Consider the following 18,465-nt stretch of genomic DNA (forward strand, 5'->3'; position numbering starts at 1 on the left):
AACACTACGTGTCGATTCTTACCCTTGCTCAGACGAACGGACAATGTACCGCTGTCGTCGTTGTAGTCTTCGTACTTCACGGTCCGAAGGACGCCCCATGGCAAGATGCATCCAAGCATCTGCCGCTCCGGCGGGTGAAAAGCAGCGGGCCTGCTCCTGGAGGAAATCCTGCAGCCTTCCAAGGCTCGCACTATTTTAGCCGGTATCCCGCGTGACAACCCACGCATTGAGCCGTTATTTCCGCCAACCCTGCAAACACTGGCTTTAGATCGCCTGTTACCCCCGCTTCCTGAGCAGTGATTGCAAACCGGCTTGCGGCGCGATGCATCGCTGTCCCGGCATCCTGCATGCCTTGCGGCATATACTTGGAGACTTCCGCAGCGCCATGCAGCCCCAGAGATGACATTCCCAGGCGTGTTTCCGCAACCTTGGCAGCAACGTCCGTCTGCCCCATCGCGAGTTGGGATTGTATCTCCTGAAGCGTTTGGAGATGATCTCGCATGTTCGCCAGAGTGTGCTCGACCAAGGGCGCGGGAAACTTGACGAACTGCCGGGTGTCCGGAGCAACGGGGGTAGACGGATCATGGCTGTGCTGATGCTGGGCGCCGGCGAGCGTTGCGCTACCACCAGCCAGAGCAGCAACGATCGTGGCCACCAAAACGCGCATATGTCCTCCTCAAGGCCGGCCGCGTAGCGGCGTGCTTGGCCAACCTGCGCGGACAGCGATAGCCGACCGAGCGCAGGCACGCCGATAATACTTGCCACCCAGAACAGCTTTCCGACATGATAGTTATCATGTTGCAATCCATTGAACCGCATCTGCGGGACTTGCGTGCTCGACAGCAGCACTTCGACACAGGCCAGCACGTGTTCCATCGGGGCGATCCCGTCACCCATATGCATATCGTGCTGGCCGGGTCGATCCATCTCGTGCGGTATCAAAGCGATGGATCGGGCTTGATCCTGCAACGCGCAGGCCCGGGGTCGATCCTGGCGGAGGCGTCCCTTTACTCCGGCATCTATCATTGCGACGCCGTCGCGTTCGGCGCTGCGGATACTCGGGTGTACGCCAAGGTCAGCCTCAAGAAGCTGCTCACGAGGAGTTCCGAGTTCAGCGATATCTGGGCTCATCATCTCGCCCAGGAGCTTCAGAGTACAAGGCTTCGCGCGGAAATTCTTTCGTTGAGAACGGTGGCCGAGAGACTCGACGCCTGGATGGCCTGGAACGCCGGCAGCTTTCCGCAGAAGGGCGAATGGAAGCTTGTTGCCGACCAGATCGGTGTCAGCCCAGAGGCGCTCTATCGGGAAATCGCCAAGCGCCGCCAGTAAAGTCCAAGTCTTCTCCGTTGGCCGTCTCGCCCGTTGATTCAGGTCAATACGAGCGTCCCTCCACAAATCATATTTGCAGAGCCGCCCCTCGGCGGGTCCCGATCGGAGGGGATGCCCGTGCTTGATAGCCAGCGAAAACCGGCAAGCGTCACTCCAGTTGTCGGAGCCGTAAAAGGCCGAGACCTTCCCGACGCTGGAGGGGCGAAGACTCACCCGAACGGGCGGCTTGCTCTTCTTGCCGTCCTGCTCGCCGTCCTCGCCGCTGCCGGCGCAGGTGCTTGGGCATTCTATCTCCGTCCGGTCAACGTACAGGTCTCGCAAGCCGAGCGCGATGTGCCGGTAGAGGTGTTCGGCCTCGGCACCGTCGAGGCCCGCGTCGCATCAAAGGTCGGCTTCAAGGTTTCAGGCGTGCTCGTCGATCTTCGGGCGGATGTCGGTGATCGCGTGGCCAAGGGCTCTAATCTGGGCCGCCTTGATGACCGCGAACAAAGCGCGCGTGTCGCCAGGACCAAAGCATCCATTGCGCAAGCCGAAGCCAATGTGCAGAAGGCCACTGCGAGCGTTGAAAAGGCACGTGCCAATTATAACAATGCCAAGCGCATCAGCGAGCGCCGACAAGCGCTGGTTCAGAGCAACAGCACTTCGGTCGAAGCGGCCGAAACCGCACAGGCAGTCCAGGATGCCGCACTCGGTGACTTCAATCTCGCCTCCAGCGAAGTGGAGGTGGCGCGCGCCTCCATCAACGATGCGAAGGCCCAAGGGCTTCTGGAATCGGCGACGCTGGACTTCCACACGCTGACGGCGCCCTACAACGCCATGGTGATCGCGCGCACGAAGGAGCTTGGCTCCGCCCTCGGCGCCGGTGAGCCGGTCTTCACGCTGATCGATCCGGCGACCGTATGGGTGCTTGCCTACATCGACGAAAGCAAGGCCGGCGAGATCAACGTCGGCGAACCTGCTCAAATCGTGCTGCGCTCGCAGCCGGGCCGCCGCATCGCTGGACGCGTGGCGCGCATCGAGCCGGAGAGCGATCGTGTGAACGAGGAGCGTCGCGTCGCAGTCGCCTTCGCCCAGATACCGGCGGAATTCACTTTGGGCGAACAGGCCGAGGTCTACATCACGACCGTGCGCCTGACGCAGCCGCGGCTGGTCCCGGAGGCGGCAATCGCCGGCCTCGGCAAGGGCCAAGGAACGGTATGGACCGTCGAGGATGGGCACCTCCAGCAACACGTGGTGACCCTCGGCCACAGGCTGCTCGACGGACGCCACGAAATTACGGGCGGCGTGCCGAACGATGCCCTTGTGGTGTCGCAGTTAAGCAGCGGACTGCGCGTGGGCCGTGCGGCGAAGGTGGCCGGCGGGAAAGTGCCATGAATCTGGCTTATCGCGATATCAAGCACAACCTGCTTCGCTTCTCACTGACCAATTTTGGACTGAGCCTGTTGCTCGGCATCGTCATCATGATCACCGGCGTATACGGAGGCATGATCGACGACGCGCTGCGGCAGGCACGCGCCGCGAATGCCGACCTCTGGGTCGTCCAGGCCGACACCAAAGGGCCGTTCGCGGAATCGTCGCGCATCCCCGGCGATACGCGGGAGCTGGTCAGCCGCGTCTATGGCGTGCAGCGTGCCGGTGCAGTCACCTACCAATCGGTCCAGACCGAGCTGAACGACGCACCACACCGCCTCTTCCTCATCGGTTTCGAGCTAGGACGCCCCGGCGGCCCCAGCAAGCTCGTCGCCGGGCGCGAGATTTTGCGTAGCCATTACGAAATAATCGTGGATCGTGGCGTCGGCCTTGCGCTCGGCCAGGAAGTCCCACTCGGCACTCGCGGTCACAAATTCACCGTCGTCGGTCTGATGCAGAACGAGGTCACCTCGGCCGGCGATCCCGTCGCCTACATCACCTTGCATGACGCGCAAGCGCTGCAGTTCGAACTTGCGCCGCCGTCGACACGGCGTGAACAGGCGCGCGGCGGCGCGCTGCAAGCCAACGATCAGATCAATGCCGTCATCGCCAAGGTCTCGCCCTATGTGCCAGCCAACGAAGTCGCCACGGCGCTCTCCCGCTGGAAACACCTTACGGCGCTCACCCAGGAGCAGCAGGAAACCCTGTTGAGCAAGGTCGTCATCGAAAGGGCACGTAAACAGCAGCTTCTGATCATGGTACTGCTGGTGATCGTATCTGCCGTCATTATCGCCCTGATCATCTATACGATGACCATGGACAAGGTGCGCTCGATCGCCACCCTGAAATTCGTCGGCGCGCCCGATCGCACCATCGTCGGTCTCATCATTCAGCAATCGCTGTCGCTGGGGATTGCCGGCTACCTCGCCGGGCTGGCGCTCGTTTTCATCTTCAGGCCGTTTTTTCCACGACGGCTGATATTTGATCCCGAAAGTGTTGCGATCGTATTCATTATCACCATCGTCATGTGCCTTATTGCGAGCATCCTCGGCATTCGACTCGCCCTCAAGGTAGACCCGGCCGAAGCGCTGGCGACTTCGGGGTAGGACGATGGCAGGAGAAAGCAGACAAGCGGTTGTAAGCGTCGAACGCCTCTCCAAGCATTTCGGCACCGGGACGGCGCGGGTCGATGCCCTGATCGACATCAACATGGACGTCTATCCGGGCGAGGTTGTCGGCCTCATGGGTCCGAGCGGTTCGGGCAAGACGACCCTCCTCAACTGCATCGCCTGCATTCTGGAGCCGAGCGGCGGCCGGCTCACGCTCGACGGCGAGGTGGTCTATGACGATCGCTGGCTCAAGGCCGACCTGCGCCGGCTGCGCCTCGACAAGATCGGCTTCATCTTTCAGTACCCCAATCTGCTGCCGTTCCTCGACGCCACCGACAATGTCGCCGTGGTGCTCCAGCTCGCCGGACTAGGGTCTGCGGCGTCTCTCGTGCACGCCGTCGAGTTACTGGACTATCTCGAAGTTGGCCACCGCAAGCATGCCTTGCCCAAGCAGCTGTCGGGCGGCGAAGCCCAACGGGTGGCTATCGCGCGCGCACTCGCCAACCGACCACGGATCATTCTCGCCGACGAACCGACCGCGCCGCTCGATTCGCAGCGCGCCAGAATCGTGATGGATCTGCTACGCCGGATCGCCATCGACCAGAATGCCGCAATCATCTGCGTCACGCATGACGAAATGATCCTGGATCGGTTCGACCACATCTTTCGGCTTCGTGACGGCCGGCTCGAGAACGACGTCCCTGCTGGCCCACGTCCTGAACTACAAGCGTCAACTGGCGCCGCCCATATCTAACGGGGACGCCGAAAGAAGTACGAAGGGGGCTGCAGGGGGCAGTTCTAACTGGTGATTACACAGCGATTTCAATAATATAGAAGTTCGCGGTTCTATTCTGAGTGGCGCGCCGGGCAAATCCTAAGCCATTGAAAACCTGCATCCTCTGGGCAACCATGTGAGCCTGGAGACCGCTTTGCTACACACGTAGCTCACAAGGCGGTCCGCAATGGTGCTCGCGGCCGTCACATGGCAATCCTGATCCCCAGTCTGGGCTTCGCGCGCTTCGACAGCCGTGGGGAGCTCCGACTCGCGGAACGGCTCAAGGACTTCCTCGAAGAGAATGCCGTCGTCTGGCACAACCTCCCTGTCGGCCCGCTCAACAGGCATCCGGATTTCATCATCGTTCATCCCGCGAACGGCCTGCTCGTGCTCGAGGTGAAGGACTGGCGGCTGGAGACGATCGTCTCGGCGGACAAGACAAAGGTCGAGCTGCTGACCAGTCGTGGCACTGTGCGAGAGACAAATCCGCTCGAGCAGGCGCGTAAATACACATTCGACGTCGTGCGCACCCTGGAGCGGGACGGACAATTGCTGTTTCCGGTCGGGCATCGCTTCATGGGCAAAGCCATCGTGCCGTTCGGCTATGGCGCCGTGTTCACGAACATCACGCGCAAGCAGTTCGAACAGACCGATCTCAAGGACGTGTTCTCCGAGCAGCTCTGCGTGTTCAAGGACGAAATGACCGAGGGCGCCGATCCCGAGGAATTCCGCTCCCGAGTGTGGCGCATGGTCTATCCGCGTCTCGGAGAGCCGCTGTCCATGCCGCAATTCGACCGGCTGCGCGCGCTGCTCTTCCCGGAGATCCGCATCCGGCAGATTGCGTTGCCTCTGGACGACGGGCCCAACGCCGATCCCTCGGACCGCACGCTTGCGGTCATGGACATGCATCAGGAGCAGTTCGCACGCAGCCTGGGCGAGGGGCATCGGATCATTCGTGGTGTCGCCGGATCGGGCAAGACCCTGATCCTGGCCTTCCGGGCCGAGTATCTCGCGCGGGCGGCGTCGAAGCCGGTGCTGATTCTGTGTTACGCCAATGGCATCGCCGGGCGACTCGAGGATTCCATGCAGAGCCGGGGCGTGGAGAACCGCGTGCATGTCCTCACCTTTCATTCATGGTGCTACCGGATGCTGCGGACGTATGGCATTCCCGCGCCGTCCGAACGCGATTATCCGGACTACGCCGAGCGGCTTGCGGCCAGCGTTTCAGCGGTCGTGAAGGCCGTCGATCAAGGCCATATCCCGGCGGAGCAATACGACGCCGTCCTCATCGACGAGGCCCACGATTTCGAGCCGCAATGGCTTGCGCTCGCGGCCAAGATGGTGAACCCGCGCACCAGGGCGCTGATGGTCGTCTACGACGACATCCAGGCCATCTACAAAGGACGCGAACGCCCGGTGTGGAGTCAGCTCGGAATCGAAGCCAAGGGCAGGACCACCGTGTTGAAGGTCAACTACCGCAACACGGCCCAAATCGTTGCCTTCGCGAGGCGCTTTGCTGCGGACGTCATTGGCGCTCCAGGCACGACGGCCGACGACGAGCACGCCATCCTGTTGCCTGAAGACGCGGGCCGGCAAGGGCTGGAGCCGGACGTTCGACGTTGCGTGAGCATCGACGCAGAAGCTCACTGCGTCGCCGAATGGTTTCTCGACAGGAAAAAGGCCGGCTACGAGTGGCCTCAGATGGCCTGTCTCTATCCGGAGCACTGGATCGGAGGGAAAGTCGCGCAGATCCTGGCCAGGCATGGCGTACCGATCGATATGGCCAAGGACAATCGCAACAGAGTCTCGGTCAAGCGGGTGGCCGTGCGGTTCCTGAGCATGCATTCCGCGAAGGGACTGGAGTTTCCCTGCGTCGCCATCGCCGGCCTGGGCTTGCTCGGCCGCCACGGCGAGACCATCGAGGAGTGCGTCCGCCTGACCTATGTCGGGGTGACCCGGACGACCCACGAGGCGCTGCTGACGTATTCGAGCGAGTCCGCCTTGGTGCAGCGTCTGATCGCGTAAGCTCGGGCCGCTCCCTACGCCGTCGTCCCATCAATCGACCGCCGGATCACCTTCTGCACATCCCCATTCGACAGGAACAAATCGTGGTTGATGATGCCCCAGCCTTCCGCTGACGCATCGACCACGCGCACGCCGAGCCGTGCGATGGCGGCCTTTTCGGCGGCGCCGACCCTCGTCATGCCGCCTGCGAGCTGTCCCGACAGCGCCAATGCGCGATCGTTCGTCGAGGCGATCACGGTGATCTTGCCGGCCAGCGGACCGATGCGCTGGATCGCCGACGAGAACACGTCCATGTCGATGTCGGGTGCGGCAAACACCACCGCGCCGATCTTGCCCGTGACGGTGTCGCCGTATTTCGCATAGAGTTGACGCAGGCTTTCGAGCGTCAGCATGGTTCCCATGCTGTGGGCGACAATGTGCACGCGGCCGGCGCCTGGTGTCGACACGAGCGCTGAGAGCACGCGTTCGAAAGCGTCGCGGGACCACATCGCGCTGTCGCGGTCATAGGCATAGTCGAACAGTCCGTCCTTGGAGGGCCAGGAGAACACCATCGTCCGGCCGCGGAACTTGATCCCGTCGGAGAGGTGGGCGGCATCCAGCACGGCCGTCTCGAATGTCTGCTTGAAGCCGTGCACATAGATCAGCACGTCGCCTGTCCCGACCTGCGCGGCGAGATCGCCGGCGTCGGCCGACACCGGTTCGAGCCGATCAAGGCGCCAATCGCCGATTCCAACCGAGGCGAGAGAAAGACGGCTCTCGTCCGGCGCCACCAGCCTGGCCCGCGCGATCGTCATGCTCGTCGCGCGCTCCGGCCCGAACCAGGGCTTCGTGCGACCGCCGTTCACGGGCTTGCGCGTGGTGGCGACGAGCACTGTGGGATCAGCTGACAGCGACGACGCGTCGAAGCGCGCGCCGGTCGCGCCGAGACCTGCGCATCCGCCGAGAGCAACGGAACTCCCTGCCGACAGAAGTCCGCCCAGGACGGCGCGGCGCGAAACAACATGGCGGGAGTCGCGTTGCAGAAGAGATCTAACGATCACATGGAACCTTTGGGAACTTGCCCGCCATAACGCCGCCCCGCCCAGTCCCTGAATGACAATGCAGGCGAGAAGACGGCGGAGCAGCTTCGCGGTCGGTTCGTCACGGCGTTCGGACGAGCGTCAGATCAGTCCGTGATTTCGATCGAATGGAGCGCGCACCACGCGCGAAGCGCTTGCTTTGGCGCGTCATTCTCGAAAACACGCCAGCGCTCGATCGCGCCTCGTCTGGCGACCAGCGACTTGAACTTCGGTTGGGCGCTTCGCTTGTCGAAATAATACACGTCATCAAAATCGTCCGGCAGAAGTTCGCGAAGGCGCGCAACGGCGCGGGCCAAATTGGATCGTCGGGCAAAACAGCCGCATCGGCTGTCAGCCCTCCGCCCACGAAAATATTCCACTTTACCGAAATTCGGAGTTATCGTATGTGTCGAGCCGTCCTCGCCCACATGAGGGGCGGTCGTACGTCGTTTCGAGCGCGGGCGGGGATTGCGGTGGACGCGGGGGGCGTCAAGGCGGAGCTTGCGCGTGCAGGGCGAGAGAACCTCGTGAGCGCGCGTGACCCGCGAAGACGAACGGCGCTCCTGCGTACGGCAAAACCGCGTCGTCCTGGCCGTCGTTGCCACGGTCAAGCTGTTCGAAGATGCGCGCGAGCTCAACCGGGCGAGCGGCATCGTCAATTCGAATGGCGAGGGAGGCCAAAAGGAAAGTTCGGCTCCCGGGAGAGCGCGGCATATTGGCCGTCAGACCATCGCGCAGGGAAGGCCTGGTATCGGCTGCCCTGTGTCTCCCCTGTGCACGGCGTGTGCATCTGTTCAGCACGGGGGTCTTTACGGGTGCCAGCCGGCGCCCGGCCTTCCCTGCACCCTTTCTTTCCGAGAGGGTGTGAAGAAGAGCACAGCTCGGGCAAATCATTGCCGCGAGACCGCGAACGCGTGCCACGACCGACCTGCGACAATCGCGCACGGCTCGACAGGCCGGTTCCAGCTTGGCGCGAGGCCAGGTGCAACACAATCTCAACCGAACACGCTTAGGCCTGTCACCTTCTCGTTCCACGCTTTCTTGCCACGGGTCTCCTGCATGATATCGGCTTGGCGTTTCTCTCTCCTGCTGCTCGTCCAACTCCTCATGGGGGCCTCCGCCCACGCGCAGGAAGGCCAGGTCGTCAAATTACCGGCCGGCATCGAATATCAGCGCATTGCGCGCTGGGATGCCGATCAGCTCAACAAGATTCTGCAGGTCGATACGCCTGCCTTCGCCGGGATCACGACAGCCTACAGCCCGGCGCGCAATGCCGTCCGGCTCTATCGCGTGACCTATCCGTCCGTCGTGCCCGAGCGCGGCAACAAGCCGACGGTCGCCTCCGGCCTGCTCGCGATCCCCGAGGACAGCGGCACCTCGTTCCCGATGGTGTCGTATCAGCACGGCACCGTCTACGGGAAGCAGGAGGTTCCTTCGTTTCCGCAGCAGTCGCCGGAAACGCAATTGATGATCGCCCAGTTCGCAGGGCAGGGCTACGTGGTAGTCGGCGCCGACTATTTCGGGCTGGGCACGTCGTCCGAGCCGGAAGGCTACATGGTCAAGGCGAGCCACCAGCAGGCGACCTACGACATGCTGATCGCAAGCCGCGCCGTGCTCGATCACCTCAAGCTCACCACAACGAAACTGTTTCTCGCCGGCTGGTCGCAAGGCGGGTTCGTGACCATGGCCATGCTCGAGAAGCTCGAGCAATCGGGCACCAAGGTCGACGCCGCCGCCACCGCGAGCGCGCCGGTCGACGCGTTCGTGGCGCTGAACGGCTTTCTCAGCTTCCCGCGCAAGAACGATGCGAGCTGGGTGAATTCGCTATTCATCCTGACGGCATTCTCGTTCGAGAATTATTACGGCGTGCCGGGGCTCGCGCGCTCGCTGATCGCGGATGCCTATTACGACGTGTCGCGCAAGGCTTACACGCGCGAACCCTTCAATCCGGCCGACGTCCCCACCGACCTGCACAAGCTGATCCGCGCCGACTATTTCGATCCGCAGTTCTTTGCGGCATCGGCCTACGGACGGCTGGTCGCGCAGACCCAGGCGTATCGCTGGATCGTCAAGAGCCCGGTCCGCAACTATTACGGCGAGACCGACGAAGCCATCAGCGTCGGGCTGGGCCAGCTCGCCATGACCTATCAGCGCGCGATCGGCAGCGGCAACATGGCGGTCGAGGCCGTCTCGACCGGCAGCACCAGCCATCGCGGCACCTTCGCGACGGCGGTGCCGAAGTGGAAATCCTGGTTTGACGGGCTCTGATGGCGCGCGCGATTCCGCATGATGCGTCGGCATCGGCGGCGGTAGTCGTTCCCCCGAAAATCTGCCTCTATGCGCGCCGGGACGGTGCGCGATGCGGCCGGTCTCCGCCTCCAAAGCTGCTGCCGGGCCTTTGGCGGTTTTGGCAATAGCTTTCGGAGTGACGATATGAGCGGGTTGGTAATCAGCGGCGGCCGGGTGGTGGACCCCGCGAGCGGGATGGACGCCGTTGGCGATGTGGCGGTGGTGGACGGCAGGATCGCTGCCGTCGGCACGGACCTCGGCGGCGCCGAGCGGGTGATAGACGCCACCGGCCTCGTGGTCGCGCCCGGCTTCATCGACCTGCACGCGCATGGCCAGTCCATTCCGGCCGACCGCATGCAGGCGTTCGACGGCGTCACGACGACGCTCGATCTCGAGGCCGGCGTGCTGCCGGTCGGGTCCTGGTACGAGCGCCAGGCGAGAAAAGGCCGGGTGCTGAACTACGGCGCCGCCACAAACTGGGCGTTTGCGCGCATCGGCGCGATGACGGGCTCGAACGCCGAGAGCTCGCTGGAGGCGTTCGGCAATGCCATGCGCGATCGCCGCTGGATGGACAATGTGGCGAGCGATGCGGAAGTCGCGGGCGTTCTCGAGCGTCTCGGCCGTGGCCTCGACGAGGGCGGCATCGGCATCGGCATCCTCAATGCCTACGCGCCGGGCGCCGGCGTGCAGGAGCTGACCGCGGTCTGCCAGCTCGCCGCGGCGCAGAACGTGCCGACCTTCACCCATGTCGCCTTCATGTCGCGCATCGACCCCGAAAGCGCGGTGGAAGCCTATATCCGCCTGATCGGTTATGCCGGCGCCACCGGCGCGCACATGCACATCTGCCATTTCAACTCGTCGAGCAAGACCGACGTCGAGCGTTGCCGCGCGCTGATCGCGAAAGCGCAGGCGCAGGGCCTGCCCATCACGGTCGAGGCCTATCCTTACGGCACCGGCTCCACCGTGCTGGCCGCGGCCTTCTTCAGCGACCCCGAATTCGTCGAGCGCAACGGCACCGGCTACGATTCGGTGCAGCGCGTGACCGACGGCTATCGCTTCCACGACCGCGAGGAGCTCCTGAAGGCGCAGGCCGAAGAGCCGTCCTCGCTGGTGCTCTGGCACATCCTCGACATCGAGAACAATGCGCATCACCGCGACCTGCTCGACATGTCGGTGCTGTATCCCGGCGGCGCGATCGCGTCCGATGCGATGCCGTGGACGACGTCGGACGGCAAGACCTACACCGGCGATGCCTGGCCGCTGCCTGACGATGCCACCTCGCATCCGCGCTCGGCCGGCTGCTTCACCCGCTTCATCCGCGAATGGGTGCGCGAGCGCAAGACCGTGTCGCTGCTCGAAGGCGTGCGCAAATGCGCGCTGATCCCGGCGGAAATCCTGGCACAGAGCACGCCGGCCATGCGTGCCAAGGGCCGGCTCGCGAAGGACGCGGACGCCGACATCGTCGTGTTCGACTACGAACAACTCTCCGACCGCGCCACCTTCACGGCGATGAACCGTCCCTCCGAAGGCGTGCGGCATCTCGTGGTCAGCGGCCAGGTGCTGATCAGTGATGGCGCGCTGGACCTCGCGGCGCGGCCGGGCAAGCCGGTGCGCCGCCCCGTCGTCGGGGGCTGACCCATGCCGGTCCCCATTCTCCTGGTGACGGGCTTTCTGGGGGCGGGCAAGACCACGGTGGTGAACCATCTGCTGGCGCATGCGGAGGGACGGCGGATCGCCGCGATCGTCAACGATTTCGGCGCCATCAACATCGATGCGGAACTGATCGCGGGCGCCAGCGACGGCGTGGTCAGTCTCGCCAACGGCTGCATCTGCTGCTCGCTCGAAGGCGATCTGCTGCGCACGCTCTCGACGCTGCTGCGGCGGGATCCGAAGCCCGAACATATCGTCATCGAGACCAGCGGCGTCGCCGATCCCGCCGACATCGTTCGAAATCTGATGGACCCGGTGATCCTGCGCGAGGCGCCGCTGGAGACGGTGCTGTGCGTGATCGACGCCGCGACACCGCTGGCCGCGCTGGACGACGCCCTCCAGCGTTCGCAATTGCGCGTTGCCGATATCGTGGCCTTGACCAAGCTGGATCTGGCGGACGAGGGCGCGGGTACGCGGATGCGTCAGGCCATCCGCGCCTTGCGCCTTCCTGCCGTGGTGGTCGATGCGCGGCATGGCGAGATTCCGTCCGCGCTGCTATTTCCAGCGAACGTCGCGCGTGCACCCGCGCAGCGCGATCCGGGCCCGAAACGCCCGACAGAAGAGCGCTTCGAGACGCTGAGCTGGACGTCGGACCGCCCGATCTCGCTGCCCCGCCTGCAGCAGGCCATCGGCAGACTGGCGCCGAAACTGGCGCGCGCCAAAGGCCTGTTCGAAACCATCGAGCAGCCCGGACGCCAGGTGGTGTTTCAATTCGCCGCGGGCCGCGCCACGCTGGCCCCGGGCGATGCGCCCGCGCCGGGCGTGCCGCGGACGCGAATCGTGTTCATCGCCGAGCTCGGCGTGCTGTCGAAAGCCGAACTCGACGGCATCATGGAGGCTTGCGTTGCCGGTTGAGACTGGAGTCGCCTCACGCGAACTGCGCGATGCCGTGACCGACGGACCAGTTCTCCTTGGGGGCATCGAGCACGTTTACGAACACGTCCTCGGGGCGGATGCCAGGATTTTCGCCGAGCAGCTCCGCGATCCGGCGATACAGCGCCTTCTTCTGTTCAGGGGTCCGCGAGGCGAACACGGTGATCTGAATCAGCACCGCATCAATGCTACGCTCGACGCCGTAGGCATTGCCGCAGCGGAAGTTCGCCGGCTCATGCTCGGTGATGGCCATGAACGCATCGCCCTCGGGCACGTTGAGCGCCTCGCGCATGGCGCGATAGAGGCCGTCCAGGATCGCCTGCCGGTAGGCTTCCGGCTTGCCGGCGCGCATCGAGATGTGAAGGAGAGGCATCGTGGGTCCATTTGCATGCGGGCGCGGACGGCCATGGCGCGTCATCCGCGCCGGCGGTCCAGCTCGTTGACGAAACGGCCTATCAATCCCAGTTAGTTTTTGACACATTGTCTAGAAAGCATGTTCTTGACATCGTGTCAAATAATTTAGAGGAGCAGGTTTGAGGCCGCGCGAATTCGATCACGACGAGGTCCTGCGCATCGCGTTCGACCAGTTCTGGCGCAACGGCGTGCGCGGCACCTCGCTGTCCGACATCGCGCGCGATGCCGGGGTCCAACGCGGCAGCCTCTACAACGCCTTCGGCAGCAAGGAAGCGCTGTTCCTGCAGGCCTATGAACGCTACGCGGGGGATTATCTCGCAGCGCTGCAGAAAGCCCTGGCGACGGGCAGCTTGCGAAAGCGCCTCACGGCGTTCTTCGATCTGACCATCACCAATTTCCGCGCGGGCAAGCCGCCGCGGGGATGTCCGACCACGCGCGGCCTGATGGAGCTCGGCGCCGCCGAAGGCGAGGGGCTCGATGAAGACGCGCGCCTGGTCTTTGCGGGCCTCATCTCGCGCATCACCGCTCTGGTGCAAGACACGTTGTCGGCCGGTGCGGCGCGCGGCGAGTTCGACGGCAATGCCGCGGCCGCGGCGCTGCACATCGTCACCGTGACGCGCGGCCTCGCCGTGCTCGAACGTGCCTTCGACGACGAGCCCCAATTGCGCAAGATCGCTGCGCACACCATCGATCTCCTGCTCGGCAGGAAGGGCGGCTAGGTGTCAGCACAACGCAAGCGCGTTGACCGCCCGCGTCGCTGCATCTTCCTGGCCGGAGCCGACGAAGGCGCAGACGATGGATTCGAGCTCGCCCGGCTGCTTGCGGCGCGCGACCGCAAGAAACCGCATCAATTCAGTCTCGTCCTTCGACAGCCGACGACAGGACGGCGGCATGAAACACAGCTCGCATGGCCGGCCGCTGCGCAGGATTCTCACCAGCGCGGCCACCCGCGCCACCAGCAGCGGACTGTCGGCAATATCAGGCGCCTCGTCGGCAAAGCGATAGGCGGCTTCCCAGCAATCGGAGGCGCCGGTCGAATAGGCCGCTCCGATGAAGCGGAACAGCGACAGCGCGACGCGGCAGAAATCATCGTAATTGTCGACGCAGGGGCGCGCTCCAAGCGCGGACTGGAGCGGACAGAGCCGCGATTGGCCGGCGTCCGGCACAGAACCGCAAATATCGGGGGTCATGAACGGTCTCGTCAGTGCAATGTCGGACTTCCGACCAGCCAGCTCTTCATCGCCATGGTCCGGTCCCGGTCGAATGACCGCACCTGCCGGTCGGGCAGGATGAGACCCGCGACGCGGAAGATCGCGGCGAGCCCCCGCACCGGCGCCAACGCCCAATCGGCACCGACCGGCGGCAGCCAGCTCTCGAACCGTTCGCGCACGATGTCGATGCGATCCTGCTGTGCCGCGGCGATGGCGTGCAGAATCCCTTGCTCGCTGTCCGATATGCGCGGACAGGTCGGGCAGTGCACTTCGATCGCGGTGTGGGCCGTGCAGGCGAAGATCTCGATGATGGATTCCAGCGAAAGCACGGCATCGCCGACGCGGAAATGGTCGTACACCTCCTGGATGTCGGCTGCGGTCGGAACGGCGCCTCCACTGCGTGCCTTGGCGCGAAATCCCCAGATGAAGAGTCGCTCCGCGGCGCTGAGCGCCGGAAGCTCGAGAGATCCTGATGATGTCGATTGATGCATGGAGCCTCTGGATCCTGGCTGCGCCCGCGCCGCAGCTGGCGCTGATCGTCTGCATCGATCGTTCTGCCGGAGCTCTCTCCAAGTCAACGCTCGCAGGGGCGATATCGAGGGCTTCTAGATTTGAAGAGGTTTAGATTCGAATGCCTGAGCTAGGTCCGCCGCTCGCTGGCGACACCGCGAAAATGCTTCGCGATGTCGGCACGTGTCGCCACCCAGACCCGGCCTTCGAGCCGCGCCAGTTCCGCGAGAATGGCCTTCACTGCGCGGAAACGCGCGGGCCGGCCGCAAATGCGCAGGTGGAAGCCGATCGACAGCATCGCGGAGCGGCCGCGTTCGGCCTCCTCGACCAGCGTCGCAAGCGCGGCACCGACATAGTCCGAGAAATCCTCGGGCTGCACGAAACCATTCGGATGGAAAAACTTCATGTCGTTGGTGTCGAAGCCGTAGGGCAGGATCAGCATCGACCCTCGCGGCGAACGGCTCCAATAGGGCAGGTCGTCGTCGAGTGCGTTGGAGTCATAGGCGAAACCGAGATCGGTCAGGAGGTCGCGCGTCCAGGCGCTCTGGCTGCCGCGCGACATGAAGCCGGCCGGCGTGACGCCGGTGGCGCGGGCAATGACGTCGCGCGTCCGCTCGATGTCACGACGCTCGGTCTCGGGATCGCCGTAGCGCGCGTGCGGCAACCAGCGCCAGCCGTGCACCGCCGGCTCGTGTCCCGCTTCGATCACGGCGCGAGCAAGCTCAGGCACACGCTCGACCGCGCGGCCGCACATCATGAAGGTCGAGCGGACATTCGCGTCGGCAAAGGCGTCGAGGAAGCGCCACAGGCCTGCGCGCATGCCGTAGTCGAACACCTGCTCCTGCACGAGATCTCGGACCCCCGGCGGCGACGTCGAAGCGACCTCGCCGTAGTGCTCGGTCTCGGCGTCGCCCTGCTCGACGGCGAGTTCTGCGCCTTCCTCGAAGTTCACCACGAGCGACACCGCGACGCGGGCGCCGTTGGGCCAGATGATATCCGGGCGTGCCCTCCCGTATCCTCGTAGATCGCGTTCAATCGGCATGATCAGCGATTCCCGATCTGGCGGCTGACACCGCCGAAGATTTCGGCGCAGACGAGGCCGGCGAGCGTCAACAGCACGATCACGCCCGAGACGGCGGCGACCCGGACGTCGAGGCTGCCTTCGAGGATCGCCCAGAGCTTGATCGGCAGGACCTCGGTGCGGGCATCGGCCAGGAACAGTGACACCGGCACGTTGTCGAACGAGGTCAGGAACGCGACGAAGCAGCTCGCGGCGATGCCGCGGCGGATCAATGGCAGCGTGATTCGACGGAACGTGTACCAGCGGCTGGCGCCGAGGCTGAGCGAGCAGGTGATCAGCACCGGATTGAGCTGCTGCACGGAGGCCCCGACCATCCGGATCACGAAGGGCACGCAGATGACGGTGTGGCCGAGCACCAGCGTCGCCGCGGACAGGCGGATGCCGAGCAGGTTGAAGACCAGCAGCAGCGACAGGCCGAAGGCCATCGCGGGCAGTACCATAGGCGACATGAAAAGCGCATCCAGCGCGCGGGCGATCTTCAATTTGCTCCGTGCGAGCCCGAGCGCTGCCGCGCCGCCGAGCACCGCGGAAAGGATTGTCGCCGCCGCGGCTATTTTCAGGCTCGTCAATGCTGGGTCCATGATCTCCTGCGATTGCAGCAGCTCGACATACCAGCGCAGCGACCAGCTCGGCGGCGGGAATTTCAGCGTGATGCCGCCGGTGAAGGAGATGACGAGGACGACCAGCGTCGGCGCCAGCAGCAGGAGCATGCCGAAGCCGGTGATCGTACCGACGACGGCGGAATAGACCCGGTCGACCAGGCTACGCTGCATCGACGCCTCGCACGTAGCGGCGGGACAGCGCACCGATCGCAAAGACGATCCCGGTCACGGCCAGCGTGAAGATCAGCGATAGCGCAGCCGCGAACGGCCAGTCCTGCACGCCGACGGCCTGCTGGTAGATATAGGACGGCATCAGGATGATGCGCCCGCCGCCGACCAGCGTCTGGGTGATGAAGGCGGTTGCAGCCGCTGCAAAGACGAGCAGCCAGCCGGCGATGGCGCCCGGGAGCGTCAGCGGCAGCACGATGGTGATGAAGATGCGGGCGCGGCTTGCACCCAATCCCTCGGCAGCCCGTGTCAGATTACCGTCGAGCCGCAGCAGGCTGTTGATGACAGGCAGCGCCATCAGGGGAAGCTGGATCTGCGTCAGCGCCAGCACCATGCCCTCCCAGGTGTACAGCAGTCGCGCCGGCGCTTGCCAGAACCCCAGCGACAGCATCGCCGAGTTGACGATGCCGTCGCGGCCGAGGATGACGATCCAGGCGAAGGTGCGCACCACCGTGCTTGTCAGCAGCGGCAGCATGATCAGGAAGGTGATCAGCGTGCGCATGAACTGACTGCTCCCGACATAGACGAGCGCGAGCGGATAGGCGAGGAACAGCGTCGCCAACGCGACCTCCGCTCCCAACCAAAGCGTGTCCGACAGCACCTTGAGGCTGAACGGATCGGACAGGAATCGCACATATTGGACCAGCGAGAGGCCGGAGAATTGCGGGTCCCGAAACAGGCTGACCAGCACGAGTGCGGCCAGCGGCAGCACGAAGGCTGCGAAGAACAGCGCTGCCAGCGGGACCACCGGCAGCAACTGTCGGGACGCGGTCGTGTCGGCCGGCGACATCTAGATCTTCACTTCCTTGCTGAAGCGGGTGATCCATTCGCCGCGCATCGCCTGGAACTTGGTCCAGTCGAGCAGCACGTTGTTGGCGACGAGGTCGTCGACGCTCTTGGCCACAGTGAGGTTCGCGCCGGTTAGCGCCACCTTGCTGTTGGTCGGCATCATCACCCAGGGCGCGGCCTCGAGCCCCTTTTGCGCGGCGACCGACATCACGGTGTCGAGATAGTCGAGCACCAGCTTCGGGTCCTGGTTGTTCTTGACGATCTGCGCACTGGTGCGGATCACGACGGCGCCCGACTTCGGCTTGGCGAAGGCGATGTCGACGCCCTTTGCGGCCAGCAGTGCCACGTTGTTCCAGAAATTGAAGGCGATATCGATCTCGCCCTGCTGGAACAGCGCGGCCAGCGCGCCGGGCGAGGCCGCGATCGCGCCGACGTTCGGCAGCAGCTTCTTGATGGCTTCGAAAGCCGGCTCGATATTGGTCTCCGAGCCGCCGTTGAGTTTGGCGATCTCGACCATGAAGGCGGTGCCGAGGCTCGAGCCGAGCCCGGTGATGCCGACGCGGCCCTTGTACTCGGGCTTCCAAAGGTCTTCCCACGAGGTCGGTGGCGTCGTGATCTTCTTCGGATTGTAGGCGATGCCGATCAACTGACAGGTGACGACAGGGGCGTAACCGTCGGGATGGCGGAACGCGCTTGGAATGTCGGCAAAGGATTTCGACTGTTCCGCCGGGAACTTCTCCAGCACGCCGCTCGCAATCGCCGGGATCAGCGGGCCCTCGTCGAACAGCACCACGTCGAAGGGCGGCGCATTGCGCGAGGCCTGGATCTTGCCGATCTGGTCGACACCGAGCAGCGGCGTAAAGGTGACGCTGCTGTCGCTGGTTCTCTTGAAGGCCGGCCCGACCACGGCGCGGAAGGCTTCGTCGAAGCTGCCGGGATAGGTTGTCGCCACGATCGAGGTCGCGGCGCGCGACGATGTCGGCCATCCCCAGCTTGCCGCCGCGAGCGCGGCCGAACCTGAGGTGAGCAGCGATCTCCGGGATAGGCTCATG

The 18,465-nt window shown here is 64.3% G+C and carries 19 protein-coding genes; 9 read left to right on the forward strand and 10 right to left on the reverse strand.

All coding sequences use genetic code 11. The features are described from left to right. Positions 1 to 190 precede the first annotated feature (190 nt). On the reverse strand, positions 191 to 667 hold the full coding sequence (locus CIT39_RS06355; protein ID WP_094972912.1) for a hypothetical protein: 477 nt from the start codon (positions 665 to 667) through the stop codon (positions 191 to 193). Between the two features lie 128 nt (positions 668 to 795). Between CIT39_RS06355 and CIT39_RS06360 the strand changes: the two genes are divergently transcribed. The 5 genes from CIT39_RS06360 (at position 796) to CIT39_RS06380 (ending at position 6,648) form a co-directional block, all read left to right on the forward strand. Next, positions 796 to 1,329 (forward strand): Crp/Fnr family transcriptional regulator, encoded by a 534-nt coding sequence (locus CIT39_RS06360; protein WP_244607527.1) that lies wholly within the window; start codon positions 796 to 798, stop codon positions 1,327 to 1,329. 117 nt (positions 1,330 to 1,446) lie between these two features. Then, a complete protein-coding gene (locus tag CIT39_RS06365) occupies positions 1,447 to 2,703 on the forward strand; it encodes an efflux RND transporter periplasmic adaptor subunit (RefSeq protein ID WP_162308371.1) in 1,257 nt (418 codons plus the stop codon). Next, a complete protein-coding gene (locus CIT39_RS06370; RefSeq protein ID WP_094972909.1) occupies positions 2,700 to 3,845 on the forward strand; it encodes an ABC transporter permease in 1,146 nt (381 codons plus the stop codon). The genes CIT39_RS06365 and CIT39_RS06370 overlap by 4 nt, the downstream gene beginning before the upstream one ends. Before the next feature lie 103 nt (positions 3,846 to 3,948). Next, positions 3,949 to 4,602 (forward strand): ABC transporter ATP-binding protein, encoded by a 654-nt coding sequence (locus tag CIT39_RS06375; protein ID WP_334273082.1) that lies wholly within the window; start codon positions 3,949 to 3,951, stop codon positions 4,600 to 4,602. Between the two features lie 228 nt (positions 4,603 to 4,830). Further along, entirely contained in the window at positions 4,831 to 6,648 is a 1,818-nt protein-coding gene (locus CIT39_RS06380) for a DEAD/DEAH box helicase (protein WP_094972907.1), read from the forward strand. 14 nt (positions 6,649 to 6,662) lie between these two features. Here CIT39_RS06380 and CIT39_RS06385 read toward each other — a convergent pair whose 3' ends face one another. Both CIT39_RS06385 and CIT39_RS06390 read right to left on the reverse strand, forming a co-directional pair. Beyond that, on the reverse strand, positions 6,663 to 7,688 hold the full coding sequence (locus tag CIT39_RS06385) for an alpha/beta hydrolase (RefSeq protein ID WP_094972906.1): 1,026 nt from the start codon (positions 7,686 to 7,688) through the stop codon (positions 6,663 to 6,665). Positions 7,689 to 7,813: 125 nt separating this feature from the next. Beyond that, positions 7,814 to 8,023 (reverse strand): hypothetical protein, encoded by a 210-nt coding sequence (locus CIT39_RS06390; protein ID WP_094972905.1) that lies wholly within the window; start codon positions 8,021 to 8,023, stop codon positions 7,814 to 7,816. A gap of 790 nt (positions 8,024 to 8,813) precedes the next feature. Here CIT39_RS06390 and CIT39_RS06395 point away from each other — a divergent pair. From CIT39_RS06395 to CIT39_RS06405, 3 genes are all read left to right on the forward strand, one after another. Next, entirely contained in the window at positions 8,814 to 9,974 is a 1,161-nt protein-coding gene (locus tag CIT39_RS06395) for an alpha/beta hydrolase family protein (protein ID WP_094972904.1), read from the forward strand. Positions 9,975 to 10,139: 165 nt separating this feature from the next. After that, entirely contained in the window at positions 10,140 to 11,630 is a 1,491-nt protein-coding gene (locus tag CIT39_RS06400) for an amidohydrolase family protein (protein WP_162308372.1), read from the forward strand. 3 nt (positions 11,631 to 11,633) lie between these two features. Continuing rightward, a complete protein-coding gene (locus CIT39_RS06405) occupies positions 11,634 to 12,560 on the forward strand; it encodes a CobW family GTP-binding protein (RefSeq protein WP_094972903.1) in 927 nt (308 codons plus the stop codon). A 13-nt stretch (positions 12,561 to 12,573) separates the two neighbouring features. Here CIT39_RS06405 and CIT39_RS06410 read toward each other — a convergent pair whose 3' ends face one another. Next, positions 12,574 to 12,951 (reverse strand): tautomerase family protein, encoded by a 378-nt coding sequence (locus CIT39_RS06410; protein WP_094973468.1) that lies wholly within the window; start codon positions 12,949 to 12,951, stop codon positions 12,574 to 12,576. A 160-nt stretch (positions 12,952 to 13,111) separates the two neighbouring features. Between CIT39_RS06410 and CIT39_RS06415 the strand changes: the two genes are divergently transcribed. Further along, the gene (locus tag CIT39_RS06415; RefSeq protein ID WP_094972902.1) at positions 13,112 to 13,711 is read left to right on the forward strand and encodes a TetR/AcrR family transcriptional regulator; all 600 of its coding nucleotides are present in this window, start codon (positions 13,112 to 13,114) and stop codon (positions 13,709 to 13,711) included. 3 nt (positions 13,712 to 13,714) lie between these two features. Here CIT39_RS06415 and CIT39_RS06420 read toward each other — a convergent pair whose 3' ends face one another. The 6 genes from CIT39_RS06420 to CIT39_RS06445 all read right to left on the reverse strand — a co-directional run bounded on the left by CIT39_RS06420 (position 13,715) and on the right by CIT39_RS06445 (position 18,464). After that, the gene (locus CIT39_RS06420; protein WP_094972901.1) at positions 13,715 to 14,182 is read right to left on the reverse strand and encodes a hypothetical protein; all 468 of its coding nucleotides are present in this window, start codon (positions 14,180 to 14,182) and stop codon (positions 13,715 to 13,717) included. Between the two features lie 11 nt (positions 14,183 to 14,193). Next, positions 14,194 to 14,694 carry a hypothetical protein gene (locus CIT39_RS06425; RefSeq protein ID WP_094972900.1) on the reverse strand — a complete coding sequence of 167 codons (501 nt, stop codon included), beginning with the start codon at positions 14,692 to 14,694 and terminating at the stop codon, positions 14,194 to 14,196. A 149-nt stretch (positions 14,695 to 14,843) separates the two neighbouring features. After that, the gene (locus CIT39_RS06430) at positions 14,844 to 15,755 is read right to left on the reverse strand and encodes a polysaccharide deacetylase family protein (protein WP_094972899.1); all 912 of its coding nucleotides are present in this window, start codon (positions 15,753 to 15,755) and stop codon (positions 14,844 to 14,846) included. 2 nt (positions 15,756 to 15,757) lie between these two features. Further along, positions 15,758 to 16,567 (reverse strand): ABC transporter permease, encoded by an 810-nt coding sequence (locus tag CIT39_RS06435; RefSeq protein ID WP_094972898.1) that lies wholly within the window; start codon positions 16,565 to 16,567, stop codon positions 15,758 to 15,760. Continuing rightward, positions 16,557 to 17,414, reverse strand: a complete 858-nt coding sequence (locus CIT39_RS06440) for an ABC transporter permease (RefSeq protein ID WP_094972897.1) — start codon at positions 17,412 to 17,414, stop codon at positions 16,557 to 16,559. Before CIT39_RS06440 ends, CIT39_RS06435 begins: the two co-directional genes overlap by 11 nt. Beyond that, positions 17,415 to 18,464, reverse strand: a complete 1,050-nt coding sequence (locus tag CIT39_RS06445; RefSeq protein ID WP_094972896.1) for an ABC transporter substrate-binding protein — start codon at positions 18,462 to 18,464, stop codon at positions 17,415 to 17,417. Position 18,465 lies beyond the last annotated feature (1 nt).

It is taken from the genome of Bradyrhizobium symbiodeficiens, assembly GCF_002266465.3.
Lineage (GTDB): Bacteria > Pseudomonadota > Alphaproteobacteria > Rhizobiales > Xanthobacteraceae > Bradyrhizobium > Bradyrhizobium symbiodeficiens.